Below are 25,635 nucleotides of genomic sequence, written 5' to 3'. Positions count from 1 at the left end.
GCGGCGGCCGCGTTGCTCAGTGGGCCGCGTCGTCCCAGCTGCGGCCGTAGCCGACCGACACCTCCAGCGGCACCGACAGCTCCGCGGCGGCGGCCATCTCCCGGCGCACCAGTGTCTCCAGCTGCTCGCGCTCGCCCTCGGCGACCTCCAGGACCAGCTCGTCGTGCACCTGCAGCAGCATCCGGCTGCGCAGGCCCTCGGCGGTGAGCGCGCGGTGCACGCCGAGCATCGCGACCTTGATGATGTCGGCGGCGCTGCCCTGGATCGGGGCGTTGAGCGCCATCCGCTCGGCCATCTCGCGGCGCTGGCGGTTGTCGCTGGTGAGGTCGGGCAGGTAGCGGCGGCGGTCCATGATGGTGGCGGTGAAGCCGTCCTTGCGGGCCCTGTCGACCACTCCCGCCAGGTAGTCGCGCACCCCGCCGAAGCCGGCGAAGTAGTCGTCCATCAGGCCGCGGGCCTCGTCGGTGGAGATCCGCAGCTGGCCCGAGAGCCCGAACGCGGACAGGCCGTAGGCCAGGCCGTAGTTCATCGCCTTGATCTTGGCCCGCTGCGCCGGGGTGACCTCGGTGGCCTCGACGGAGAACACCCGGGCCGCGGTCTCGGCGTGGAAGTCGTGGCTGCTGCGGAACGCCTCGATCAGCGCGGTGTCCTCCGACAGGTGCGCCATGATCCGCATCTCGATCTGGCTGTAGTCGGCCGTCATCAGCTCCGCGTAGCCCGCACCCACCACGAACGTCTCGCGGATCCGGCGGCCCGCGGCCGTGCGGATCGGCACGTTCTGCAGGTTCGGCTCGGTGGAGCTCAACCGGCCGGTGGCCGCGATCGTCTGGCTGTAGGTGGTGTGGATGCGCCCGTCGTCGGCGACGGACTTGAGCAGGCCGTCGACGGTGACCTTGAGCCGCGTGGCGTCGCGGTGGGCCAGCAGGTGCTGCAGGAACTCGTTGCCGGTCTGCTCGTACAGCGTGGCCAGCGCGTCGGCGTCGGTCGTGTAGCCGGTCTTGGTGCGCTTGGTCTTCGGCATGTTCAGCTCGTCGAACAGCACCACCTGCAGCTGCTTGGGCGAGCCGAGGTTGATCTCCTTGCCGATCACGGCGTAGGCGTCCTGGGCGGCCTGCTTGACCTGCGCGGCGAAGTCGGCCTCCAGCGCGGCCAGCGCGTCACCGTCCACCGCGATGCCCGCGGTCTCCAGGTCCGCCAGCACGTACTGCAGCGGCAGCTCCAGGCCGGTGAGCAGCGCGGTGGCCGCCTTCTCGGCGAGCTCGACGTCGAGCACGTCGGCCAGCTCGGCCACGGCCGACGCGGCCGCCATCCGGCCGCTCGCGCGCTGCGCGTCGGCCTCCTCCTCGCCGCCCAGGAGCGACAGCTGCCCGCCCGCGTCCTCGCCGTCGACGCGCAGCTCGCGGCGCAGGTGCCGCAACGCGAGGTCGGCGAGGTCGAAGCTGCGCTGCCCGGGCCTGGTGAGGTAAGCGGCGAGCGCGGTGTCGCTGGTGAGACCGGCGAGAAGCCAGCCGCGGCCGCGCAGCGCGTGCAGCGCCGCCTTGGCGTCGTGGGCCGCCTTGGGCACCTCGGGATCGGCGAGCCACTCGCCGAGCGCGGCCTCGTCGTCGGGGGTGAGCGTGGTGAGGTCGAGGTAGCCGGCCTGGGGGACGCCCGCCGTGGCGCCGGCCGCACGGGCCTCCACCGTGGGCTCGCCCGCGGCCAGCGCGATGCCGGCGAGGTCGCCGTCCGTGGCACCGCCGGTGATGCCGTGGAAGGCGAGCCCGACGCGGCGGCCGTCACGGGCGTGCGCGTCGAGCCAGGCCCGCACCCCGCCCGGAGCGATCGCGCCGCCCTGCACCTCGATGCCGCCCTCGGCCTCGGGCTCGGCGGAGACCAGCGTGGCGAACAGGCGCTCGCGCAGCACCCGGAACTCCAGCTCGTCGAACAGCCGGTGCACCGCGTCGCGGTCCCACGGCCGCACCTCCAGCTCGGCGGGCGTGGTGTCGAGCGGGACGTCGCGGATCAGCTCGGTGAGCTGGCGGTTGAGCAGCACGTTGGCCAGGTTGGCCCGCAGGGCGTCGCCTGCCTTGCCCTTCACCTCGTCGACGCGGTCGGTGAGCTCGGCCAGCGACCCGTACTCGCGCACCCACTTGGCGGCCGTCTTCTCCCCGACGCCGGGGATGTTGGGCAGGTTGTCGCTGGGGTCGCCGCGCAGCGCCGCGAAGTCGGGGTACTGCGCGGGGGTGAGCCCGTAGCGGTCCATCACCGCGGCCGGGTCGATCCGGCCCAGCTCGGACACCCCGCGGGTCGGGTAGAGCACCATCACGTTGTCGCTGACGAGCTGGAACGCGTCGCGGTCGCCGGTGGTGATGGCCACCTGGAAGCCGTCGGTCTCGGCCTGGGTGGCGAGGGTGGCGATGACGTCGTCGGCCTCGAACCCGGCCACCCCGAAGTGCGGGATCGCCAGTGCGTCGAGGACCTCCTTGATGAGGTCGACCTGGCCGCGGAAGTCGTCCGGGGTGGTGGTGCGATTGGCCTTGTACTCGGCGAACCGCTCCGACCGGAAGGTGGTGCGCGAGACGTCGAACGCCACCGCGAGGTGCGTGGGTGCCTCGTCGCGCAGCAGGTTGATGAGCATCGAGGTGAAGCCGTAGACCGCGTTCGTGGTCTGCCCCGTGCCGGTGCGGAAGTTCTCCGCGGGCAGCGCGAAGAACGCCCGGTAGGCCAGGGAGTGGCCGTCGAGCAGCAGCAGCCGCCGCCCGGTGGACGGGACGGCGGAGGCGGCGTCTGCGCCCGATCTCTGGGTGCCGGTCTGGCCGGGCGCGGGGGTGGCGGGACTCATCGGATCGGAGTCTAGGACCGACCCCCGACAGTCCCGGCATCGCCGCACGCCGCGGGCCCGACCCGCCCCGTGCCGCCTCCGCCCGGGCCCCGGTCCCTCGCGCAGGCCACACCGGGGCCCGGTCAGCGTCGGGGTCCCCGGCCGGCCGGGGACGGGAGCCCTCGGCGCGCGACGGGCCATGATCGACGTCTCGGAACCGGGAAGCACGCCAGGTCCCGCTCGACGTACCGATCCGACGATCACGAGGCGACGAGCGGCACGCGCTGCCACGCGGCCGAACCGGGCCTCCGTCACGGGCCTCCCGGCGGGGCGGCGGGGCCGGCACCGTCGGTCCCGGCGCGCTCCATCCGCACCAGCTCGACCCCGGCCGCGTCGATGGCGCGCCCGGTGACCGCGTAGCCCGCCGCGGCGTAGAGCCGCATGTTGTCCTCGCTGCGCGCGCCGGTGACCAGCCAGCAGGTACGGACGGCGTCCGGCGTGGCGGCGTGCACCGCGGTCAACAGTGCACGGGCCACGCCCCGGCCCTGCACGTCAGGGGCGACGGTGAGCCGCGAGATCTCCATCCGGTCCCCGTCGACACGCCCGCGCACGGAACCGACCAGCCGGGCACCGATCCACGCGGCCCGGACCACCGGCCCGGCCCCGCGGTCCGCGGACTCGAGGTCGGCGTGCACCTCCCCGAGCGTCTCGACCAGCGGCGGGATGTGCGGGGCGTCGTAGCGTTGCGCCTCGGTCACGTAGGCGGCACGCTGCACGGTCAGCAGCTCGCCCGCATGCTCCGGTCCGGGCCTGCCCACCCGCAGCTCGTCCATGTCGGGCAGGGTAGGCCCGGGAACCTGCGGGGCGGTTTGCCCGTTCGGCTCTTGACAGCTGGTCCGGTCCGTCCCGATATGCTCGGCCGGGCTCAGATCGACGTTCGGGGGGACCAGCCCCCCGAGAGACAGATTCGGAGTAGGTACGTGGGAGTCAGCCTCACCAAGGGTGGAAACGTCAGCCTGAGCAAGGAGGCCCCGGGCCTCACCGACGTGATCGTCGGCCTCGGATGGGACGTGCGCAGCACCACCGGCACCGAATTCGACCTCGACGCCTCCGCCATCGCGCTCAACGCGTCGGGCAAGGCCGCCTCCGACAAGCACTTCATCTTCTTCAACAACCTGACCAGCCCCGACGGCACCATCGAGCACACCGGCGACAACCTCACCGGTGAGGGCGAGGGCGACGACGAGCAGGTCAAGGTCAACCTGGCCGGGCTGCCCGCCGACATCGACAAGGTCGTCTTCCCGGTCAGCATCTACGACGCCGACACCCGCCAGCAGAACTTCGGCCAGGTCCGCAACGCGTTCATCCGCGTCGTGAACTCCGCGGGCGGTTCCGAGATCGCCCGCTACGACCTCACCGAGGACGCCTCCACCGAGACCGCGATGGTCTTCGGCGAGCTGTACCGCAACGGGGCCGAGTGGAAGTTCCGCGCCGTCGGCCAGGGCTACGCCTCGGGCCTCGCGGGCATCGCCCGCGACTTCGGCGTCAACGTCTGAGCCGGGGCGGAAGGCGGGAGACGACACCGTGGCCATCGACTACAACAAGCGACCGTCCAAGTCGACCGAACCGTCGGCGCCGCCGGCCGCACCGGCCGCCGGCGGTGGGGTGTCTCTGTCGAAGGTCACCCTGACGAAGTCGGCGCCGAGCATCTCGCTCACCAAACAGGGCGGCGCGGGCGGCCAGCTGCGCGTCAACCTGCAGTGGAGCACCGGGGCAGCACCCGCGAAGAAGGGCCTGTTCAGCAAGCTCACCGGCGGAGGGGGCGGCGGGATCGACCTCGACCTCGCCTGTCTCTGGGAGTTCACCGACGGCAGCAAGGGCGTGGTACAGGCCCTGGGCAACGCATTCCAGGCGCCCTACCAGGGCGCGCCGATCATCCGGCTCGACGGCGACGACCGTTCCGGGTCGAACGTCGGCGGCGAGAACATGTTCATCGACCTGTCGCGCATCAACGAGATCCGGCGCATCCTGGTGTTCACGTTCATCTACGAGGGTGTGCCGAACTGGGCCAGCGCCGACGGGGTCGTCACGCTGTTCCCCTCGGCGGGCCCGGAGATCGAGGTGCGCCTGGACGAGTCCGACCCGGGGTCGCCCACCTGCGTCATCGCGATGCTGGAGAACCGGGGCGGCGAGCTCACCGTCAACCGCGAGGTGCGCTACATCCGGGGTGGGCAGGCCGACGTCGACCGCGCCTACGGGTGGGGCATGGACTGGGCTCGCGGGCGCAAGTAGTCCGTTTCCGGGTACCACAGCGCCGTGGTCGATCTCGAGAGAGGCACTGCGGTGAGGCACTTCGGGTTCCTGGGCGCGTCCGAGCTGGACGTGCTGTTCGAGACGCCACCGGAGCACTTCCGCCGCGACAGCGGCCGCGAGCTGCTCTCGGTGGCGCTCGGTGCCACGCTGTACATGCCGGCCGACCGGCCCTCGCTGGTCACCGACATCGCCAAGCAGACGGCCGCCGGCGTCACGTCGGTGGTCGTCTGCCTGGAGGACTCGATCGCCGACGAGCAGGTCGAGTCGGCGGAGGACAACCTCGTCGGCGCGCTCGGCGACCTGCACCGCGACACGTCCGCGGAGCTGCCACTGCTGTTCGTGCGGGTACGCGAGCCCCGGCAGATGCCGGCCCTGGTCGCCCGGCTGAGGGCCGCGGTGCGCGTCCTCGACGGCTTCGTGCTGCCCAAGTTCACCGCGTCGTCGGGCACGGAGTACCTGCACGCCCTCGACGACGCCGACCGGATCTGCGACCACTCCCGCGGCGGGCGCCGGCTGCTGGCGATGCCGGTGATCGAGTCGGGCGCCGTGCTCTACGCCGAGACCCGCGTCGACGAGCTCACCCGGCTGCGCGCGCTGCTGCACCGTGACCGCCGCCGCATCCTCGCCGTCCGCCTCGGCGCCACCGACCTGTGCGCCCTCTACGGGCTGCGCCGCTCCCCGGAGCTCACGATCTACGACGTGAAGGTCGTGAGCAGCCTGATCGCCGACGTCGTCAACGTTCTGGGGCGCGCCGACGGCACCGGCTACACCGTCACCGGGCCGGTGTGGGAGTACTACGCGACCGCCGAGCGGATCTTCAAACCGCAGCTGCGGGCCTCGCCGTTCGCCGAGCACGACGACCCCGAGCTGCGCGGGCGCCTGGTCTCCCGCTCCATCGACGGCCTCATCCGCGAGGTCCAGATGGACAAGGCCAACGGGCTGCTCGGGAAGACGGCGATCCACCCCAGCCACGTGGGCGTCGTCAACGCGATGTCGGTGGTGAGCTCGGAGGAGTTCCGGGACGCCTCGGCCGTGCTGGGCGCCGGACGCGCCAGCGGCGTACTGGCGTCGGGCCACGGGAACAAGATGAACGAGATCCGGCCGCACATGGCGTGGGCCCGGGTCACGGCGCTGCGGGCGCGGGTGTTCGGCGTCGCCGCGGACGGGGTGTCGTTCGTGGACCTCCTGGCCGCCAGCCTGCCGCGGTAGCGGGTGCAGACTCCCCCGTGAGCGAGCGTGCGAGTGAACCACCGGCGCAGTGCCTCCTTCCGCCGGTCGTCGAACGGCTCGGCGTCGTGTTGCGCCGGTCGGGCCCCGGAGCCGACCCGTCCGTCCTGCTCGGGATCGCGCTGCGGCACAACCCGCGGCGCGCGCAGCTCTTGGTGTCGCGGGTGCTGGGCAAGCACGTCCCGACCGACCCGCGGCTGGTCCGGGCCGCGGGGCTGCTGCTGGGCGGGCTGGTGGCCGACGCGCTGGCCGGGCGCCCGGCGCGCCCGGTGCCGGTGGACCTCGTGCACGGGGCCGTCCGCGTCGAGCCGGGCGCGGCGATCACCCTGCACCTCACGGCCGCCGCCGCCGCGCCGCCGGTCGACGCGCTGGTGCTCGGCTTCGCGGAGACGGCCACCGCGCTCGGGCACTGCGTCGCGGAGGCCCTCGGAGCGGACTACCTGCACTCGACCCGGCGGCCGGTGCCCGGGATCACCGCGGCGGGGGGGTTCGCCGAGGAGCACTCGCACGCCACCGACCACCTGCTGCTGCCCGCGGACCCCCGGCTGCTGCGCGGAGACCGGCCGCTGGTCCTCGTCGACGACGAGCTGAGCACCGGCCGCACCGCGCTCAACACGATCACGGCGCTGCACCGGGCGCACCCGCGGGAGCACTACGTCCTGGCCGCGCTGGTGGACGCGCGACCCGACGACACCACGCTGGTCGACGGTGTGGCAGAGCTGGGCGCCCGCATGGACGTGGTGTCCCTGAGCCGCGCGGCGGTGGAGGTGCCTGCGGACGTCCACGCCCGGGCCGCAACGATCCGCGCGACGCTGCCCTCCGCCGCAGCCGCCACCCCCGCCGAGTCGCAGTGGTGTGGCTCCACTGCAACCGGGTGGGAGCAGAGCCACACCACTGCGACCGGGGACGGGGCGGGCGCGGCGGTGCCGGCGCGGGTGCTGCTGACCGAGCGCGGGTGGCCGCAGGGGGTGCCCGTCGGCGGGCGGCACGGGTTCCTCGCCGCGCACCACCGGGAGCTGGCGGGGGCGCTGCCGCGGCTGGCCGCGGCGCTCGGGATCCGGGCCGGGGAGCGCACGCTGGTGCTGGGCACCGAGGAGCTGATGGCGCTGCCCCTGCGGCTGGCCCAGGTCGTCGCCGACGCCGGGCTGCCCGTGCTGTTCTCCACCACCACCCGCTCCCCCGCGCTGGTCGTCGACGAGCCGGGCTACGCGCTGCGCACCGGCATCACCTTCCCCGCCCACGACGACCCGGCCGACGGCCCGGGACCGCGGCACGCCTACAACCTCGGCGGTCCCGGGAGCTGGGACCACGTCGTGGTCGTCGTCGACCCCCCGGCGGAGACGCCCGCCCTGCACGAGGGCCTGCTGACCGCGCTCGCCCCGCTGACCCGGAGGACCACCCTGGTGATCACGCCGTGAACGAGCTCGCACCGCCGGCACGCACGCCCGACCCGCTGCGCGGCCCCGCGTTCGGCAGCTACGCGCCCGACGAGGTGGGGTGGCTGCTCACCGACCTGTCCGGCGTGCCGCTGGAGGCGCCCACCGAGGAGCGCGAGGAGGCCGTCCAGAGCGGCGGGGCGCACTACGCGGAGTCGCTGCCGGTGGAGTTCCAGCCCGACGCCGCCTACCTGGAGCTCTACCGCGCCGCGCTGGACGCCACGGCCGGCCGGCTGGCCCACGCGGTCGGCGTGGTCACCGAGCTGGTGCTGCGCGAGCGGGGCCCGGACGTCGTGCTCGCCTCACTGGCCCGCGCCGGCACCCCGGTGGGGATCCTGCTGCGGCGCTGGGCCGCGGCGCGGCACGGCCTGGACCTGCCCCACTACGCGGTGTCGATCGTGCGCGGACGCGGCATCGACCGGGTGGCGCTCGACCACCTCGCCGCGCACCACGACCCCGCCCGCGTCGTGTTCGTGGACGGTTGGACGGGCAAGGGCGCGATCAACCGCGAGCTGGCCGCGGCCCTGCGGGGCACCGCGTTCGACCCCGACCTCGCCGTGCTCGCCGACCCCGGCCGCTGCGCCCGCACGTTCGGCACCCGCGACGACTGGCTCATCGCCTCGGCGTGCCTGAACTCGACGGTGTCGGGGCTGGTCAGCCGCACCGTCCTCAACGACCGGCTGATCGGGCCCGGGCAATACCACGGCGCGAAGTTCTACGCCGAGCTGGCGCCCTCCGACGTCTCCGGCGACTTCCTCGACACGGTCACCGCGGGGTTCGCGCAGGTCCACGACCCGCGGCCACCCACCGACCGCGAGCCCGACCACGCCGGCTGGGCCGCGGTGGAGCGGATCGTCGAGCGCTACGGCATCGGGGACGTCAACCTCGTCAAGCCCGGCGTCGGGGAGACCACCCGGGTGCTGCTGCGCCGCGTCCCGTGGAGGGTGCTGACGCGGGCGGGCGCCCCGCAGGCCGACCTGGCCCACGTGCGGCTGCTCGCCGCCCAGCGCGGCGTCCCGGTCGAGGAGGTGGACGACCTGCCCTACAGCTGCGTCGGCGTCATCCACCCGCGCTTCACCCGCGGCGCGACCGGAGCCGACGGGCGGGCCGTCCCGGCGGTCGGGGCCGCGGGCGGGCCCGGGGTCGGTGCCGCGCGATGAGCGTCGTCGCGTTCCTCGACCTCGACCGCACCCTCATCTACTCCGCCGCCGCCCTCGACCTGACGATGCCCGACCACGAGGCGCCGCGCCTGCTGTGCGTGGAGGTCTACCGTGGCGCGCCCCTGTCGTTCATGACCGAGGACGCCGTGGCCGCGCTCGCCGCGCTGCGCGAGGTCGCCGAGATCGTCCCGACGACGACGCGCACGCCCGAGCAGCTCGCCCGCGTGCACCTGCCCGGGCCGCCGCCTCGCCACGCGATCGCCGCCAACGGCGGGCACGTCCTCGTCGACGGCGAGCCCGACCCCGCGTGGACGACGCTGGTCCGGGAACGGCTGAGCGGGTCCGCGCCGCTCGCGCAGGTGCAGGAGCACCTGAGCGCGGTCAGCGGGAGCTTCGTGCTGAACCGGCGCACGGCGAGCGGGCTGTTCTGCTACGCGGTCGTGGACCGCTCCGCCGTTCCCGCGGGCTGGGTGCAGGCGCTGGCCGCGTGGTGCGACGAGCGCGGCTGGTCGGTGTCGCTGCAGGGCCGCAAGGTCTACGCCGTGCCGCGGGAGCTCCGGAAGTCCTCCGCCGCCCGCGAGGTCGCGGATCGGCTCGGGGCGAACCTGACGCTCGCGGCGGGCGACTCGCTGCTCGACGCCGACCTGCTCGACGCCGCCGACCTCGCCGTGCGTCCCGCGCACGGCGAGCTGCACGACACCGGCTGGACCCGCGACGGCCTCGTCGTCACCGCCGCCCGCGGCGGCGCGGCGGGCGCGGAACTCCTGGGGCACCTCCGGGAGTTGGCACTACGACGGTCGGCGGTGCACGGCCGCACGCCGGCACATGGCAGGGTGTGAACCCTCCGACGAGAGGACGACAGCGAGACCATGGGCTTCTTCGACACGCTCAAGAGCCGGTTCGCCGATCTGCAGGCCACGACCACCACCCAGGTCGGCAAGTACAAGAGCAAGGACTTCGCCAAGGCGAGCATGGCGATGTGCGCGCTCATCGCGGCCGCCGACGGCACCATCACCGCCGACGAGCGTCGCAAGACCGCGGGCTTCATCGGCAGCAACGACGCGCTGAAGGTGTTCGAGCCCAGCGAACTGCAGGACCACTTCACCTTCTACGCCTCGAAGCTCGAGTCGGACTACGAGTTCGGCAAGGTCGAGGCGATCGCCACGATCGGCAAGCTGAAGAAGGACCCGCCCGCGGCCCGCGCCGTGATCCAGGTGGGCATCATCATCGGCGGCGCCGACGGCGACTTCGACAAGGACGAGCAGCAGGCCGTGCGCGAGGCCTGCCTCGCCGTCGGCATCGCGCCGTCGGAGTTCGACCTGTAGCACGAGATCGTGAGTGGCCACGGGCGCTCCGAGCACCCGTGGCCGCTCACGGACTACAGGTACGCGACCGTGGCCGGGAGCAGGTCCTGGAACGTGCGGCCCGACGCGATCGCGCCGATGGCGGTCATCGTCCACTCGCCCTGGCCGCCCCGGCCGACCTTCGCCATGATCTGGGCGTTGTGCCGCCCGGAGCCGGACAGCTCGTAGCGGGCCAGCTCCTCGTTCGTGGTCTCGTCGACCAGCCGGCAGAACGCGTTCTCGATCTGCGAGAAGTCCTGCCCGGTGAACGAGTTGACGGTGAACACGATCTGGGTGACCGCGGGCGAGAGCCGGGTGAGGTCGACGATCACGGACTCGTCGTCGCCCTCGCCCGCGCCGGTGAGGTTGTCCCCGGTGTGCTGGACCGACCCGTCCTTGCTGCGGAGCTGCCCGAACCAGACGGCGTCGACCAGCGTGCCGCCCGCGTCGAACAGCAGGGCCGAGGCGTCGAGGTCGATCGACTGGCTCCTCGACCCGAACAGGCCGCGCTTGCGCACCGCGTCCCAGCCCAGGCCCATCCGGACGACGGACAGCGAACCGCCGCCGCGCTTGGCGAGCGAGACCTTCTGCCCCTTCTGCAGGCTGACGCTCATGCTCGCTCCGCCGCCAGCTCGTCGGCCGTCTTCTGGGTGTCGATGCCCTCGGCGGCCAGCCGCCGGTTGCGGCGGATGCTCGCGAACAGCGACGCGCCGATGAACACCACGCCGATCAGGCCCGTGACGATCTCGTTGACGTGGAACGGGCCGATCCCGATGAGCAGGATCACGGCCAGCGCGCCGATCGCCCAGTGCGCGCCGTGCTCGAGGTAGACGTAGTCGGCCAGCGTGCCCTTGCGCACCAGGAACACCGTGAGCGAGCGGACGAACATCGCGCCGATGAGGCCCAGGCCCAGCGCGATGATGATCGGGTCCGGGGTGATCGCGAACGCGCCGATGACACCGTCGAAGGAGAACGCGGCGTCGAGGACCTCGAGGTAGAGGAACAGGAAGAACCCGGCCTTGCCGGTCGCCTTCACCAGGCCGTTGGGGCCCGAACCGGTGGCGGCCGCGCCGCCCTCCTCCGCGACCTCGTCGATCTGCGCCTGGCCCGCCTGCTCGAAGAACTGGCCCAGGCCCTGCACCGCGAGGTAGGTGATCAGGCCCAGGGATCCGGCGAGCAGCACGACCGCCGGGTCGTCGGCGAGGAACTGCGAGAGCAGCACCAGCGCGACGACGGCGATGACCACCGAGATCCGCTCGACGCTTCCGACGCGGGCCAGGAAGTGCTCGATCGGCCGCAGCCACTTGATGTCGCGGTCCTCGAACATCCAGTCCAGGAACAGCATGAACAGGAACATGCCGCCGAACGCGGCGATCTGCGGGTAGGCCTGGTCGAGCAGGTACGCGTAGGTGCCCGGTTCCTCGGGGGGCCGGCCGCGGCTGTCCAGGGCCAGCGTCAGCGACTCGACCGGGTTGAGGCCCGCGGTCACCGCCACGATGATCAGCGGGAAGATCAACCGCATTCCGAACACGGCGATGAAGATGCCGATGGTGAGGAAGATGCGCTGCCAGAACGCGCTCATCCGCTCCAGGATCGTGGCGTTGACGACCGCGTTGTCGAACGACAGCGACACCTCCAGGACACCGAGGATCGCGCACAGGATCAGCGCCTCCCAGCTCCCGTACAGGAACGCGATGATCAGCGACACGATCGTCACCGCGTACGACCAGCCGAAAATCCGAAGGTTCATGTCCTGGTGATCCTGTTCCCCTGTCGATGTGCGGGCGTGCGCCGCCACGGTAGACGGTGGTGATCCACGGGGGACGGGCGCGCCGTCCAGTGTGCCGCAGTCGACACCGGACCCGACGGTGCCGGTCGTCCCGCCGCCCGTCGACGGTCGCGGCTCACCCCGTGGAGGGCACCTCGGCCGTGCGCTCGCCGCCCGCCGCCGCGCTGACCGCGTACTCGGGCAGCGTCCCAGCCGGTGCGCCGCCGTCCTCGAGCGTCCGGGCACGGGTGCGGCCCACCACCCGCCAGCGGCCGTCGGGCATCCGGCAGCGGACCCGGAACTCGGCACCGTCGGGCCCGTTCCACGACACGACGACGGTGCCGTCGGGCCGCCGCCGCGCCCGCACGTCGGTGGGAGCGGACGGGACGGCCGGCTGCGAGGCGGCCTCGTGCGCAACGTCCGGCCCCGCGTCGGGCACGGTCTGCTCGTCGGGCACGGTCTGCTCGTCGGAGCGGGTGGCCGCCGACGCCCGCCCGCCCGCGACGGCCGCGACCGCGTAGACGGGGGCCTCGACGGCCGGGGGCGCGCCGCCGTCGACGACCGTGGTGGCGGCGACGCGCCCGACGACGTGCCAGGCGCCGTCGGGTCGCAGCCTCGACACCTTGTAGCCGACACCGGGCGTGGGCGAGGGCTCCCAGACGACGAGGACGTCGCCGCGGTCGTCGCGGGCGGCCCGGACCCAGGCGGGCGGCTCGACGGGGATCGCGGCCAGCGCGGCCGCGGCGGCCGGGTGACCGGGACAGGCGTCGAGGACGGCGCCGAGCGCCGCGGCCCGCTCGGCGGCGGGGCCGGCCAGGGCCGCGGCGGTGGCGTCGTCGGCGCGGCGGACCGCCTCGGCGGCCCGGGCCCGGTGCCGGTCGAGGTCGCCGCCCTGCGGGTCGGGCACGTCCGCGGCGGCGCGGTGCAGGTGGTCGAGCTGGTCCAGGGCCTCGGTCCACCGGCGGGCCGCGAGCGCGGCACCGGCCGCCTTCCAGCGCAGGGCGGCGTCGGCCAGCACCGCGTCGATCTCGTCGGCGACGGCCCGCACCGGGGTGACGCCGTCCGAGCCGGCCCGCTCCGCCTCGCCCAGCAGCTGCTGCGCCTCGCGGACCAGGCGCTGCGCCTGCACGGGCCGGGCGGCCCGCAGGGCGGCCCTGGCCGCCTTCAGCGGCGCCTCCCACGCGCGCTCCGGCGCCGGCTCTGCCGGGGCGGGCGGGGTCGGGCCGGGCGGGGCGGCGGGCCTGCCGGTGGCCGTGTCGACCGGCGCGCCCAGCTCGGCGGCGATCGCGGCGAGCACCGCCCGGGCGCGGGCGTCGTCGAGGCCCAGGGAGACGGCCTCGGCGAGCAGGTGCGCGTGGTCGTCGGCGACGAGCCGGTCCTCCACCAGCACGGCGGCCCGCACCCGGGGCCGCAGGTGCTCGGTGACGTCGGCGGTCACCGCGTCGAGGTAGGCCTCCACGGCGGACCGGCCGGGTTCGAGCAGTTCCGCGACGTGCACGAGCAGCTCGTCGAGCACCGACCGCAGCCGCGCGGGGGGCAGTTCCCGCGCCCGCGACCGCCACGCCGCGGCGCGGGCCCGGATCTGCTGCTCGGACGCCGCGGGGTCGAGCTCCAGCAGCGCCAGCAGGGTCGACGGGGCGGGGGTGTCGGTGAGCCGGCCCAGCTCGTCGAGCAGGGCGCGCACCTGGCGGCGGCGCTCGACACCGATGCCGGGGTCGGGCTCCGCGGGTGCCCCGTCGATCAGCTTGTGGCGGCGCAGCCGGGCCGTCACCTCGTCGCGGGTGAGCCCGGCCAGCGCCCCGACCTCGTGCAGGCCCTCGACCTTGTCGGCGGGCAGCCCGCGGTGGCGGGCCACCAGCCGCGACACCGCCGCGTCGAGCAGGGCGAAACGGGCGGAGTCGCGCTGCTCGCGCTGCGCCCGCACCCGTGCCGCCGCGGTGCGCCGCCGACCGGCGTCGAGCAGCTCGGCCGACCGGGCGTCGTGCCCGTCCACCAGGAGCGCGACGAGCACGCGGTACTTGGGGTGGTCGCGCTGGCGCTGCCAGGCACCCCAGACCTCGGCGACCCGCCCGGCCACGAACGCGTCGTCCAGGTCGTCGGAGACGGGAAGGTCGTAGAGCTCGAACGGATCCGACGTCCCGGGGCCGCCGCGCTTCTCGACGGCCGCGAGCACGCGCTTGCGGTAGTCGTTGGGGTCGAACGCCCCGGAGCCGGACTCAGCCACGGCGCCGCTGCTTCCCGAGCTGGTCGCGCTCCCGCGCCACCTCGGCCTGCGACAGCGTGGCGCCGGTCGTGGCGGTCAGCGTCAGCGGGATGTCGGCGTCGACGTGGAACGCGGTGACGTGCAGCACCCCGTCGAAGCCCATCTCGAAGGTCACCCGCACCTCGGCACCCTCGTCGTAGCCGGGCGGGATGCCGGTGATGTCACCGACGACGAGCACCTTCGCGTCCTCGGGCCGCGACGACTCGGCCTGCCCCTGCTGCTCGACGACCGTCACCTGGATCTCGGACTGGTCGGCCCGCATCGTGCCGAAGCTGCGGCTGGTGCGGATCGGGAGCCGGTCGTTGCGGTGCACCAGCCACGTCGGCTCCAGCCGGCCGGCCGCGGAGTTGACGGCGAGCACCCCGAACCCGCGGGACACCACGGTGTCGACGCGGATCTCCACGGCGCGGCGGACCTGCGCGAGCGGCACCGCGTAGGCGTCGGCGACCCGGCGGCAGGCGCCGTCCAGGTCGGCGTCGGCGGCGTCCTCCAACGGGGCGCCGTCGCGCAGCCGCCCGCGGGTGCGCAGGTCGGCTGCGACCATGCGCTCCAGCTCCTTCTTCTCCCCGTACAGCGCGGCGCCCCGGGCCACGGCGAGGTCCGGGTCGTGCAGCCGGGCATCGAGATCGAGCTCGGTGAGCAGGGCGTCGGCGACGGCGGGCATGCGCGACGAGCCGCCGACGAGCAGCACGCGGTCGACGCGCGGCACGCCGCGGCGGGTGGCCTCGACCAGGCAGGCGCGGGTCAGGTCGACGGTGCGGCGCAGCAGCGGCGCCGTCATCTCCTCCAGCTCGTCGCGGGTGAGGGTGACGGTGGCGCGGGCGCCGTCGTGGGTGACGACGACGTCGGTGCGCTCGACGTCGGAGAGCTGGTGTTTGGCCCGCTCGGCGGCCAGCACGAGCGCCTGCGCGCCCGCGGAGTCGTCGAGGGGGTCCTCGGCGTCGGGGTTCTCCGCGCAGAAGCGGCGGGCCAGGTGCAGCGCGACACGCTCGTCCCAGTCGGCGCCGCCGAGCTGGTGGTCGCCCTCCACCGCGAGCACGGAGATGCGGCGGTCGGCCAGCTCGATCACGGTGGCGTCGAAGGTGCCTCCGCCGAGGTCGTAGACGAGCACGGTCTCGTGCGCGGGCCCCTTCGCCAGCTCCGGGGACCCGTCGAGGCGGCCGAACCCGTAGGCGAGCGCGGCGGCGATCGGTTCGGACAGCACGTCGACGACGTCGAGGCCGGCATAGGTGCCGGCGAGCACGGTGGCGCGGCGCTCCTCGTCGCCGAACCAGGCGGGCACCGTGATCACCGCGGCGCCCGGCGTCTCCCCGGTCGCGAACCCGGCGTCGGCCACCAGCGACCGGAGGATCAGCGAGGACACCGCGGGCGCCGACCACGGCTTGCCGTGCGCCACGAACCGCCACTGCGCGTCGCCCATGCGGCGCTTGACCAGCGCGCACACGTGCTCGGGGTCCAGGCGGGCCTCGCGCCGCGCCCCCTCCCCCACGACGTGCTCGCCGGGCGAGGCGAACAGCACCACCGACGGCGTGGTCGGCTTCCCGGACATCCCGGCCAACACCTGCGGCCGCCCGTCGGGCCCGGTGCGGGCGATGGCGGAGTTCGTGGTGCCGAGATCGATACCGTGGACGGCCACGGGCGCGAGACTAGCGATACCGTCGGTCCGTGCCCACGCTGCAGGACGTCTCCGACAAGATCGACGACGTGGCCCGCGCGCTGGCCCGCCAGGCCGCCGTGCTGGCCACGCTCACCGACGCGCCCACGGCCTCCGGCCCGGACGTCGCGCTGCTGGTCGACCTGCACGCCCTGCGCGTCGACGCGCTGGCCTGCGCCGCCACCGCGCGGTCCCGGCGCGAGCGGGCCGCGTTCGAGGCGATGGCCGCCGGGCTGGAGCGGCTGCTGGTCGGCCGCGGTGGCACGGTGGTGGCGCCGGGCGTCGGCGACGAGTTCCGTGGGACGCAGATGGAGGCGGCGGAGGTGGTGGCCGCCGAGTCGCCCGACCAGGACCGCACGGTCGCGACGCTTCTCGAGTCCGGCCTGGAGGTGTCCGGCCGCTCGGTCCGCCCGGCCCGGGTGGCGGTCTTCCGCACGCCCTGACCGTCCGCCCGACGCTACGTCCGGTAACTCCTCGGCCGCGGCAAGCGATGCGTGGTTCGTGGCCGATCAGGCGCTGTCCAAGGGCGCGAACGTTTCCCTGCTACACCGTTCCGAGATCGCGGACGGTCGGCTGCAGGCCGTGGTCCGATGGTCGGATCCGGACGGGTCCACCGACGTCGACGTGTCCGCACTGCTGCTGGGCTCCGACGGGCGGGTGCGTTCGGACGAGGACTTCGTCTTCTACAACGCACCGGCCGGGGGCGACGGGTCGGTGCGCCTGCTCGGCAAGCGGGCCGATGACGTCGCCGGTGAGGACCGGGTGTCCATCGACCTCGAAACCCTCCCGCCGAACGTCGAGTGCGTCGTGATCGCCGCCAGCCTGGACAACGCGGACGTCGCGGGGTTCGGCGACGTCCAGAATCTGGGCCTGGTGCTGCTGGACTCGGCCGGACGGCCCACCGTGAGCTTCGACGTCGCCGACGCCGGCACCGAGACCGCGATCGTCCTCGGTGAGTTCTACCTGCGCGGCGAGGAGTGGAAGTTCCGTGCCGTCGGCCAGGGGTGGGACTCCGGACTCGCCGGTCTGGCGACGGACTACGGCATCACCGTCGAGGATCCCGGGCAGGAAGCCGCCCGGTCCGGGCAAGACACCGGCGAGCCGGGCGGCGCGATCGCCGAGACCCCGCCCGCGACCGGGGCCGGCCCGGCGGCCGATCTCGTCGAGGTACCGCCTCCGGCCGCGGATCCCGCCGTCGAGGCGCCCGCTCCGGCGGACCCGGCCACCCCGGCGCCTGCCACGCGAAAGCGCGGCGTGCGCACCGGCAAGAAGCGCGCGACGGCGGCCACTCTCGCCCCGCTCACTCTGGCCGTAGACCCGAGCTGGCAACCTGCCCGCCTCTTCTCGATCTCCGGCGTGGGCACGGGCGAGGAGCAGGAGAAGCGGGCGACCTCGACCCTGATGTCGACGATGATGGCCGTCCGCGACTTCGGGCGGGCCCTGGTCTGCCGGTTCGGCGGGCCGGCCGGCACCATCGAGACCTACCTCGAGGTGCCTTTCACCCTCGACGAGCGCACCCTGATCCCCGATGCCGTGATCCGGGTGGCGCGGGCCGGCCGGGTGTGGACCGCACTGGTCGAGACGAAAACCGGTGCCAGTTCCCTGCGACCCGATCAGGTCGACAGCTACCTCGATCTGGCCCGTCAACAGGGGGTACGACGCGGTCATCACGTTGTCGAACGATCTCGCACCCACGGGCGGGGTGCACCCGATCGACGTGGACGGGCGCAAACTCCGCAAGGTGGCGCTGCATCACATCTCGTGGTCGGAAGTACTCCACGAGGCACAGATGCAGCTGGCCCACCGTGGCGTCGACGACCGGTTGCAGGCGTGGCTGCTCGCCGAGCTCGTCCGCTACCTCCGGCATCCGCGTTCCGGCGCAGCCGGGTTCGACGACATGGGCGCGGCGTGGGTACCGGTCCGCGAGGCCGTCGCGGCGGGCACTCTCCGGGCGACCGACCGGAAGATCGGTCAGGTCACCACCTCGTGGGAGAAACTGGTCCGTCACCTGTGCTTGCGCCTGACCAGCCAGCTCGGTGTGGGGGTCGTCCCGGTGTTGCCGCGGAAGATCGCCAAGGACCTCCCCGCCCGGGAACAGGCTGCCGTCACCCGGCTCGCAGGCGATGGCACGCTGCACACGACGCTGCGCATCCCCGGGGCCATCGGCGTGGTGGGTGTGACCGCCGACCTGCGCACCGGACAGGTCAGGACCACCATCGAGGTCGACGCGCCCAGCGACGGATCCGGAGCGCGCCGCGTCAACTGGATCCTGCGCCAGCTCAAGGAGGCCCCGAACACGCTGCTGGTCGAGGTCGCCTTCGCCCGCCGGGAACAGACCGCGTGCGAGCTGCTGAAGGACGTGCGCGACAACGCCGCGGCGCTGCTGCCGGACCCGGCAGCGGAGGTCCGTTCCTTCCGACTCTCGCTCTGTGCGCCGCTCGGGACGAAGCGCAACGGCTTGCGTCGCGCCTTCATCCCGAGCGTGAACGCGGCCGTGGACGCCTTCTACGCGGAGATCGTGCAGGGCCTCAAGCCGAGCGTGGCCCCCCGCCTGCCCGCCGACGTCGCGGAGGACGCGATCGCCGCTGTCGAATCGCCCTGACCACCACTATCGGATAGTTGTATGATCCTGCGGTGCCCACCGACAAGTTCTCGGCCACCGTCGATGCCGAGCTGCTCGCCCAGGTCCGCTCCCACGCCGGACCGCGGGGCGTCAGCGCGTTCGTGGCCGCGGCCCTGCGCCACGAACTGGACCGGGTCCGGCTTCGCGAGCTGCTGGACGATCTCGCCGTCGAGCTCGGCCCGCCGGACGAGAACATGGTCGCGGACGCCACGCGCGAGCTGGGGGAACTCGTGACCGAGGGGCACCGCCGTGCGGGCTGATCTGCCCGTGGTCGCGGTGCTCGACAGCGAGGCACTCTCGGCGGTCGCGTTCCCCCGGGAGCGTGGACGGTCGGCCCGTCGAGCGCAGGCCGTCCTTACCGCGGTCGAGCGGATGGGCGGGCGAGCCTGCGTGCCGGCGCCGGTCATTGCCGAGGTGGCCCGAACACCGGCTCGTCGAGCGGCGGTCGACCGTGTCCTCTCCCGGCTGCCCGTCGTCGACACCGATCGCACCGTCGCGACGACCGCCGGGGAGTTACTGGGCCGCCACGACCTCGACTCACGGCACGCCGTCGACGCCTTCGTCGCCGCGACGGCCCTCACCACCCGGCCGTCGGTGGTGATCACCGGCGATCCGGACGACCTGTCGCGACTGGTCGGCGACCTGCCGGGGGTGCGGGTCCGGGCCGTGACCTGACCCTCAGCCCACCTCGGCCATCACGTCGTCGCTCACGTCGAAGTTGGCGTAGACGTTCTGCACGTCGTCGCTGTCCTCCAGCGCCTCGATCAGCCGGAACACCTTGCGGGCGCCGTCGGCGTCGAGCGGGATGCTCATCGACGGCAGGAAGGTGGGGTCGGCCGAGTCGTAGTCGATGCCGGCGTCCACCAGCGCGGTGCGCACGGCGACGAGGTCGGTGGCCTCGGAGACGATCTCGAAGCTCTCGCCGAGGTCGTTGACCTCCTCCGCCCCCGCGTCCAGGACGGCGAGGAGCAGGTCGTCCTCGGTCAGGTCGCCGGTCTTCGGGACGATCACCACGCCCTTGCGCGTGAACAGGTACGCCACCGAGCCCGGGTCGGCCATCGCGCCGCCGTTGCGGGTCATGGCGATGCGGACCTCGGTGGCCGCGCGGTTGCGGTTGTCGCTGAGGCACTCGATGAGCAGCGCGACCCCGCCGGGGCCGTAGCCCTCATAGGTGATCGACTGGTAGTCGGCCCCGCCGGCGTCCTGGCCCGAGCCGCGCTTGACGGCGCGGTCGATGTTGTCGTTGGGCACCGAGCTCTTCTTCGCCTTCTGCACGGCGTCGAAGAGCGTGGGGTTGCCGTCGAGGTCACCGCCGCCGGTGCGCGCGGCCACCTCGATGTTCTTGATCAACTTGGCGAACATCTTGCCGCGCCGGGCGTCGATGACGGCCTTCTTGTGCTTGGTCGTCGCCCATTTGGAGTGGCCACTCATCCACGAACCCCTTCCGATCCCGACGATCGTAGCCCCGTGCGCGGGCGGGGATAGGATCCCCGGGGTGTCGCCCGATCGTCTGAGGCTGTCCCTGCTCGGGACCTTCGACGTCCGGGGCGACCTCGACGCCGCACCGCCCGCGGGTCAGGCGCAGCGGCTGCTCAAGGTGCTCGCCGCGCACGAGGGACGGTTCGTCCCGGTCGACGTGCTGATCGACGTCCTGTGGGACCGGCCGCCCGACCACGCCGAACGCAACATCGCGGTCCTGGTCAGCCGGCTGCGGCGGGCGCTCGGCCGGGAACGGCTCGACGGCGGCCCCGCCGGCTACCGCCTCGTGCTCGACGAGCGCACCACCGTCGACCTGTTCGAGGCGCGCGACCTCGTCGTCACCGCGGAGCAGGAGCTCGCCGCCGGCCGCCCCGGGCCGGCGGCGGCGGCCGCCGAACGGGCCACCGGGCTCCTCGTGGGGGGCCGCCCGCTCACCGAGGAGCGCGACGCCCCGTGGACCGCGGAGGTGCGCCTGTTCGCCGAGCACCAACTGCGGCGGGCCCGGCGGTGCTGGTGGGCGGCGGCGGCGGAGCTGGGGGCGCACCGGACCGTGGTCGAGGTGACCGGCGCGGCGCTGAGGGCCGACCCGCTCGACGAGGAGGCCTCCCGGGCCGCGATGACGGCGCACCGCAGCGCGGGTGAGTCCGGCCGCGCGCTGCTGGTCTACCGCGCCCTGCGCACCGCGCTCGCCGATCAGCTCGGTGTCGATCCCTCACCGGCCACGCAGTCGCTGTTCCTGTCGATCCTGCGGGCCGAGAACGGCGCGCCGCGACGCCCGGCGCCCCGCAGCCCCGACCCCGAGCCGGCCCCGCTGGTGGGCCGCGATCGCGAGCTGCGCGAGCTGCTCGCGCGCTGGGCCGACGCCCTCGACGGGCGGTCGGAGCCGGTGCTGGTCCTGGGTGAGGCGGGTATCGGCAAGAGCGCGCTGGTCGAGGCGCTCGCGGTGCGGGCCGCCCACGGCGGCGCGCTGGTGCTCACCGGATGGTGCCGCGAGGCGGAGCGGTCGCTCTACCTGCAGCCCCTGCTGGAAGCCGTGCGCGGGGCCCTCGCCCGGCTGGAGCCGCAGCGGATCCGCGCGCTGTCCGGCGGTCGGCTGGGCACGCTCGTCGGACTGCTCCCCGAGATCGCCGCGCGGACCGGGCCGGAACCCTACGAACGCGTCAGCGCCGAGCTGGAGCACCGCCGGAGCCTGGAGGCGCTGGCCACCCTGCTGGGCGGGCTCGCCGAGGACCGGCCCGTGCTGCTCGTGATCGAGGACCTGCAGCACGCGGGCGCCTCCACCGTCGAGGCGCTGCACTACCTGGCCACGCACCGGGACCGGGGCCGGCTGCTCGTCGTGGTCACGGAGCGCACCAGCGAGGACCCGTCGGTCGCCGCCGCACTGCGTGATGTGGCCGCACTGCACGAGGTGGGCCCGCTCGCCGAGCCCGCCGTCGCCGAGCTGGTGCGCGACTCCGGCCTGGCCTACGACGTGGCGAAGCTGTACGCCTGGACGGGCGGGTCACCACTGTTCGTCACCGAGCTGCTGCGCCATCCGGGCTCCGGCACGGGCGCGCTGGCCATCCCCGGCTCGCTGCACGAGGCCGTCGCCCAGCGCCTGGAACACGCCGGCGAGGACGTGGCCACCCTCCTCGCGTTCGGCGCCGTCCTGGGCAACTCCTTCGCCCTCGACGACGTGGCCGCGGTGAGCGGGCTCGACGTCGAGGACTGCGCGGTGCGCGCCGCTCGGGCGCTGCGCGCGGGGCTGCTCGCGGAGCAGGGTGAGACGTTCCGGTTCCCCAACGACATCGTCCGCACCGTCGCCTACGACGCGGTGCCCGAACCGATCCGGGTGAGCAGGCACCGGCGGGCCGCCCGGCTGTCCGACGCCCGCCCGGAGACCGCCGCCCGACACCTCGCCGCGGCCCACGACTGGGCCGAGGCGGCCCGAGCGTGGCAGCTCGCCGCACACGCCGCCCACCTCACCTTCGCCAACGACGAGGCCGAGCGCCTGCTGACCGACGCGCTCGACACGGCCGGACGCAGCGGCGAGCGCGCCCTGGTCGCCGTGCTGCGGCTGCGCCGCGGCGAGATCCGCACCGAGCTGGGCCGCCACGACGAGGCCCGTGACGACCACGAGCAGGCGCTCGCGCTGGCCCGCGACCTCGACGACGAGGAGCTGGAGGCCCGGGTGCTGGAGCAGCTGGGCTGGACGGCGCTCTACGCCCGCGACGTGCTGGGGGCGGTCGACCTGGCCGAACGCGCGACGCAGCTCGCCGAGTCCGCGGCCGCGGCGCGTGGCGCACTGCCCAGTGCCACGCTGCTGCTGGGCCGGGTGCGTCACTGGGACGGCGACTACGCGGCGGCCGGCGCGGCGTACGCGCGGGTGCTGGACGCCGAACCGAACCCGGGCGCCGCCACCACCGCGATGGCCCTGGCCTACCAGGGCGCGCTGCTGCAGCACCAGGACCGGTTCACCGAGGCCCGGGCCGTGCTGGAGCGGGCCGCGGTGCTGTGCCGCGACACCGGGCAGTTCCGGCCGCTGCTGCAGACCCTGTTCTTCATCGGCCTGGCCCGCGGCGACGTCGGTGACTTCGCCGGCGCCCTGCGCTCCCTGGGCCGCGCCCGGGCGCTGATCGACGGCTACGGGGTGAGTTTCTACCGCGCGGGCATCGAGACCACCACGTCGTGGCTGTGGCAGGAGCTCGGCGACGTCGGCCGGGCCCGCGAGCACGCGGAGCTGGCCGTGGAGCTCGCCCACCGCGGCGGCGGCGCGCTGGAGCTCGAGCAGGAGCTGCACGCCCTCCTGGCGCTGGCCGACTGCGACCTGCTGGTGGGCAGGCACGACGACGCCGGCGCCCGGGTCGAGGCCGCCGCGCCGATGCTGGAGCAGTCCCTGCCCTTCCGGCCGCGGGCGACGATGCGGCTGCTGGAGATGCGTGCGCGGTTCGACCGCAGCTGGGCCGAGGCGCTGTTCGAGGAGGCCCGCACCCACGACTCCCCGAAGTACCAGTCCCTGGCCCTGGCCCACCTGGGGCGGCACGAGGCCGCCGCGCGCGTCGCCGGCCGCACCGGGTCGGACCTGCTCATCGGCAGGCTGGGCGCCCCGGCCGACCGCCGGGCGGCCCGCGACCGGATAGCCCGGGCGCTGCCCGCCGAGCTGCGCGGGACCTACACGCGCCTGCCCTGAACGCCGGCCCCGGGGAGCGGGATCTCCATCCGGACGTGCGGGTGACCGACGTACTCGACGTCGGCGATCCGGATCCAGCCGAGCCGGACGAAGAACCGCTCGTTGGCCGGCTGCACGTGGGCGACCATCCGCTCGCCCCCGGCCGCGCCGGCCGTCGCGACGGCGAAGCGCACCAGCGGGCCGCCGAGCCCCGCCGTGCGGTGCCCGGTGAGCACCGCCAGGCGGTCGCCCTGCCACCACCCGCCGCCCAGCGGGTAGAGCCGCACCGTGCCGGCGGGCTCACCGTCGACGAGCCCGAGCACGTGCAGCGTGCCGGGGTCGTCGTCGTGGGCGTCGCGGTCGGAACCGGCGAAGATCCGTTGCTCGGCGACGAAGACGGCGTGCCGGACGCGGTGGTGGGCGGCGAGGTCGGCGCCGGCACCGGCGAGCCGGCAGGACACCTCGGCGCGCGCGCCCACCACCCGTGTCATCCCCGTACCCCGCTCATCCCCGTACCCCGCTCATCCCCGACCCCGTCCGTCAGGCGCCGGCCGGCCGGGAGCCGATCTGCAGCAACGGCTTGCCGTCGCTGAGCTGGTTCTGCAGCCCGTTGAGCCCGGAGCAGGCCTGGCAGCGCGCGCAGCCGGCCACGGCGGTGTCGGCGCCGAGGCCCCGTTCCTCCAGGTAGCCCGCGACCTTGCGGTAGACCCGCTCGGTGTACTCCGCCGTGGGCGGGGCGACCTCCTCCATCAGCGAGCCGGCGACGGGCCGCAGCGGGACAACGAACGGATAGACCCCGATCTCCACGGCCCGCTTGCACGCCGCGATGGTCAGGTCCGGGTCCTCGCCCATCCCGAGGATGACGTAGGTCGACACGCGGCCCGGCCCCCACAGCTCGACCGCCCGCTCCCAGGTGCGGAAGTAGGTCTCGATGCCCGTGCGGAACTTCCCGGGGGCGACGTGCGCGAGCACCGTCGGGTCGAACGACTCCACGTGGATGCCGACGGCGTCGACCCCGGACCCGTGCACGCGGTCGAGCACCGCGAGGTCGTGCGGCGGTTCGAACTGCACCTCGACCGGCAGCCCGGAAGCCTCCTTCACGGCCCGGCCGCACTCCGCGACGTAGTAGGCGCCGCGGTCGGGGGCGCGGGTGCTCCCGGTGGTGAGGGTCGCGTCGACGGCGCCGTCGAGGTCGCGCGCCGCGACGGCGACCTCGGCGAGCTGAGCCGGGGTCTTCTTCGCGATCGTGCGTCCCGAGTCGAGCGAGACACCGATGCCGCAGAACCGGCACTGGTCGGAGTTGCCCCAGTAGTTGCAGGTCTGCAGGACGGTGCTGGCCAACGAGTCCAGGTGCAGCAGCGCGATCTTCCAGTACGGCACGCCGTCGGCGGTGGTCATGTCGTAGAACCGGGGCCGGTTGCTCGTGGCGACCGACGCGAGCTTGACGCCGTCGCGGTAGATCCCCTGCCCGTCGTCCTCGGCCTTGAGCACGTACGGCGACGACCCGTCGGACTGCGTGGGTACCGTCGCGGGGACGCCCTCGATCCACAGCATCCCGGAGTCGGACGGGCCGGCGCCGCCGCGTCGGGACTCCACCGGCACCTCCACCCGGAGGCCGACGCTCTGCAGGTCGATGATCAAGGAGCTGACGTCGGTGCTCATACTGCACTCCACCCCGTCACGACGGATTCACTATAGGGAGCGGTCATGTCGTATAGGAGACCCCCCGCTCGGTGATTGGTCAAGAGGACTCGATCTCCGCGCGCCAGCGGTCCCGCTCCGCCACCCAGGCAACCGGGTCGGCGAAACCCCGCTCGCGGCCCGGCTCGCCGTCGGCGCCGAACTCCTGGAGCAGGTAGGGCTCCGCGCCGGCGTACGGGTCGACCGCGGCCAGCAGCGTCCGCCCGGTGGCCAGGTGGGTCACGACGGTGGACCCGCCGTAGAGCTCCTCCACCCGTTCCGGTCCCTGCAGCACCGCCCACGACCTGCCCTCCGACCGCGCGGCGGCGAGCACCGCGGCCCGCCGTTCGACCTCCTGCTCGGCGAGGAGCTCGCGTGCCCGCGCGCTGCACGCCGCGCCCACCAGGAGGTCGGTGGGCAGTCCCGGCCGGCCTGACGGAAGGACGGCGAGCAGACCCCCGGGGTCGGCCTCGACCCCGATCAGGTCGTCGATACTGCCGGCCGTGCGACGCAACTCACCCACGAGCGCCTGCACCGCCTCCAGTCCACTGCGGTAGCCGTCGGGATCGCTCATCGCCACCGGATAGAGCCGGTCCTCCGCGGCCCGCCACCGCTGCGTGGCCGCCGCCGCGTCGCCGTGCACCCCCATGCCGCTCCTCCGCTCACCGACTGGATCTCCGTCGAGCCCGTCCACTATAGTAGATCCTTCATCATCGATCCTATACGGCTGGAGTACCGGAC

22 protein-coding genes and 1 pseudogene are annotated in these 25,635 nt (G+C 74.1%); 13 read left to right on the top strand and 10 right to left on the bottom strand.

What is annotated here, in order from left to right:
- Nucleotides 1–16: 16 nt before the first annotated feature.
- Together polA and Q1K26_RS27795 are read right to left on the bottom strand one after the other, a co-directional pair.
- Nucleotides 17–2,821 (bottom strand): DNA polymerase I, encoded by a 2,805-nt coding sequence (gene polA, locus Q1K26_RS27800; protein WP_300019424.1) that lies wholly within the window; start codon nt 2,819–2,821, stop codon nt 17–19.
- Between the two features lie 290 nt (nt 2,822–3,111).
- Nucleotides 3,112–3,633, bottom strand: a complete 522-nt coding sequence (locus Q1K26_RS27795; RefSeq protein WP_300019422.1) for a GNAT family N-acetyltransferase — start codon at nt 3,631–3,633, stop codon at nt 3,112–3,114.
- 147 nt (nt 3,634–3,780) lie between these two features.
- Between Q1K26_RS27795 and Q1K26_RS27790 the strand changes: the two genes are divergently transcribed.
- Genes Q1K26_RS27790 through Q1K26_RS27760 form a run of 7 tightly spaced genes read left to right on the top strand, consistent with a single transcriptional unit; the run spans nt 3,781 to nt 10,261 of the window.
- On the top strand, nt 3,781–4,356 hold the full coding sequence (locus Q1K26_RS27790) for a TerD family protein (RefSeq protein WP_300019420.1): 576 nt from the start codon (nt 3,781–3,783) through the stop codon (nt 4,354–4,356).
- A 28-nt stretch (nt 4,357–4,384) separates the two neighbouring features.
- A complete protein-coding gene (locus Q1K26_RS27785) occupies nt 4,385–5,092 on the top strand; it encodes a tellurium resistance protein (RefSeq protein WP_300019418.1) in 708 nt (235 codons plus the stop codon).
- A gap of 51 nt (nt 5,093–5,143) precedes the next feature.
- The gene (locus Q1K26_RS27780; RefSeq protein WP_300019416.1) at nt 5,144–6,322 is read left to right on the top strand and encodes an HpcH/HpaI aldolase/citrate lyase family protein; all 1,179 of its coding nucleotides are present in this window, start codon (nt 5,144–5,146) and stop codon (nt 6,320–6,322) included.
- A 17-nt stretch (nt 6,323–6,339) separates the two neighbouring features.
- Nucleotides 6,340–7,758 (top strand): phosphoribosyltransferase family protein, encoded by a 1,419-nt coding sequence (locus Q1K26_RS27775; RefSeq protein WP_300019414.1) that lies wholly within the window; start codon nt 6,340–6,342, stop codon nt 7,756–7,758.
- The gene (locus Q1K26_RS27770; protein ID WP_300019412.1) at nt 7,755–8,936 is read left to right on the top strand and encodes a cysteine protease StiP family protein; all 1,182 of its coding nucleotides are present in this window, start codon (nt 7,755–7,757) and stop codon (nt 8,934–8,936) included. The genes Q1K26_RS27775 and Q1K26_RS27770 overlap by 4 nt, the downstream gene beginning before the upstream one ends.
- Nucleotides 8,933–9,775, top strand: coding sequence for an HAD family hydrolase (locus Q1K26_RS27765; RefSeq protein WP_300019410.1), 843 nt, complete (start codon nt 8,933–8,935; stop codon nt 9,773–9,775). Before Q1K26_RS27770 ends, Q1K26_RS27765 begins: the two co-directional genes overlap by 4 nt.
- A 30-nt stretch (nt 9,776–9,805) precedes the next feature.
- Nucleotides 9,806–10,261, top strand: a complete 456-nt coding sequence (locus Q1K26_RS27760) for a tellurite resistance TerB family protein (RefSeq protein ID WP_300019408.1) — start codon at nt 9,806–9,808, stop codon at nt 10,259–10,261.
- Between the two features lie 53 nt (nt 10,262–10,314).
- Here the strand turns inward: Q1K26_RS27760 and Q1K26_RS27755 are convergent, their stop codons facing one another.
- From Q1K26_RS27755 to Q1K26_RS27740, 4 genes are all read right to left on the bottom strand, one after another.
- Nucleotides 10,315–10,893 (bottom strand): TerD family protein, encoded by a 579-nt coding sequence (locus tag Q1K26_RS27755; protein ID WP_300019406.1) that lies wholly within the window; start codon nt 10,891–10,893, stop codon nt 10,315–10,317.
- Entirely contained in the window at nt 10,890–12,029 is a 1,140-nt protein-coding gene (locus Q1K26_RS27750) for a DUF475 domain-containing protein (protein ID WP_300019404.1), read from the bottom strand. The genes Q1K26_RS27755 and Q1K26_RS27750 overlap by 4 nt, the downstream gene beginning before the upstream one ends.
- Before the next feature lie 154 nt (nt 12,030–12,183).
- A complete protein-coding gene (locus tag Q1K26_RS27745; protein ID WP_300019402.1) occupies nt 12,184–14,271 on the bottom strand; it encodes a fibronectin type III domain-containing protein in 2,088 nt (695 codons plus the stop codon).
- Nucleotides 14,264–15,946 carry an Hsp70 family protein gene (locus Q1K26_RS27740; protein WP_300019400.1) on the bottom strand — a complete coding sequence of 561 codons (1,683 nt, stop codon included), beginning with the start codon at nt 15,944–15,946 and terminating at the stop codon, nt 14,264–14,266. Before Q1K26_RS27740 ends, Q1K26_RS27745 begins: the two co-directional genes overlap by 8 nt.
- Before the next feature lie 29 nt (nt 15,947–15,975).
- Here Q1K26_RS27740 and Q1K26_RS27735 point away from each other — a divergent pair, with 29 nt between their 5' ends.
- The 5 genes and pseudogenes from Q1K26_RS27735 to Q1K26_RS27715 all read left to right on the top strand — a co-directional run bounded on the left by Q1K26_RS27735 (nt 15,976) and on the right by Q1K26_RS27715 (nt 19,262).
- Entirely contained in the window at nt 15,976–16,407 is a 432-nt protein-coding gene (locus Q1K26_RS27735) for a hypothetical protein (RefSeq protein WP_300019398.1), read from the top strand.
- 58 nt (nt 16,408–16,465) lie between these two features.
- Nucleotides 16,466–16,945: pseudogene (locus tag Q1K26_RS28935) on the top strand (TerD family protein); the annotation flags it as partial.
- A 691-nt stretch (nt 16,946–17,636) separates the two neighbouring features.
- Nucleotides 17,637–18,566 carry a hypothetical protein gene (locus tag Q1K26_RS27725; RefSeq protein ID WP_300019394.1) on the top strand — a complete coding sequence of 310 codons (930 nt, stop codon included), beginning with the start codon at nt 17,637–17,639 and terminating at the stop codon, nt 18,564–18,566.
- A gap of 32 nt (nt 18,567–18,598) precedes the next feature.
- Complete coding sequence (locus Q1K26_RS27720; protein ID WP_300019392.1) at nt 18,599–18,847, top strand: hypothetical protein; 249 nt, start codon at nt 18,599–18,601, stop codon at nt 18,845–18,847.
- Nucleotides 18,837–19,262, top strand: a complete 426-nt coding sequence (locus tag Q1K26_RS27715) for a PIN domain-containing protein (protein WP_300019390.1) — start codon at nt 18,837–18,839, stop codon at nt 19,260–19,262. The genes Q1K26_RS27720 and Q1K26_RS27715 overlap by 11 nt, the downstream gene beginning before the upstream one ends.
- 3 nt (nt 19,263–19,265) lie before the next feature.
- Here the strand turns inward: Q1K26_RS27715 and Q1K26_RS27710 are convergent, their stop codons facing one another.
- Nucleotides 19,266–20,018, bottom strand: coding sequence for a YebC/PmpR family DNA-binding transcriptional regulator (locus tag Q1K26_RS27710; protein ID WP_300019388.1), 753 nt, complete (start codon nt 20,016–20,018; stop codon nt 19,266–19,268).
- Nucleotides 20,019–20,082: 64 nt separating this feature from the next.
- Between Q1K26_RS27710 and Q1K26_RS27705 the strand changes: the two genes are divergently transcribed.
- Entirely contained in the window at nt 20,083–23,235 is a 3,153-nt protein-coding gene (locus tag Q1K26_RS27705; protein WP_300019386.1) for an AAA family ATPase, read from the top strand.
- Here Q1K26_RS27705 and Q1K26_RS27700 read toward each other — a convergent pair.
- The 3 genes from Q1K26_RS27700 to Q1K26_RS27690 form a co-directional block, all read right to left on the bottom strand.
- Nucleotides 23,217–23,705 (bottom strand): MSMEG_0567/Sll0786 family nitrogen starvation N-acetyltransferase, encoded by a 489-nt coding sequence (locus Q1K26_RS27700; protein ID WP_300019384.1) that lies wholly within the window; start codon nt 23,703–23,705, stop codon nt 23,217–23,219. The genes Q1K26_RS27705 and Q1K26_RS27700 overlap by 19 nt on opposite strands.
- A 49-nt stretch (nt 23,706–23,754) precedes the next feature.
- Nucleotides 23,755–24,876: an MSMEG_0568 family radical SAM protein gene (locus tag Q1K26_RS27695; RefSeq protein WP_300019382.1), complete on the bottom strand. Its 1,122-nt coding sequence runs from the start codon at nt 24,874–24,876 to the stop codon at nt 23,755–23,757.
- Nucleotides 24,877–24,955: 79 nt separating this feature from the next.
- Nucleotides 24,956–25,543, bottom strand: coding sequence for a hypothetical protein (locus tag Q1K26_RS27690; RefSeq protein ID WP_300019380.1), 588 nt, complete (start codon nt 25,541–25,543; stop codon nt 24,956–24,958).
- Nucleotides 25,544–25,635: the final 92 nt, after the last annotated feature.

This window comes from Pseudonocardia sp. (genome assembly GCF_029263155.1).
Taxonomy (GTDB): Bacteria; Actinomycetota; Actinomycetes; order Mycobacteriales; family Pseudonocardiaceae; genus Pseudonocardia.
This window is presented reverse-complemented; position numbering and strand designations above follow the sequence as displayed.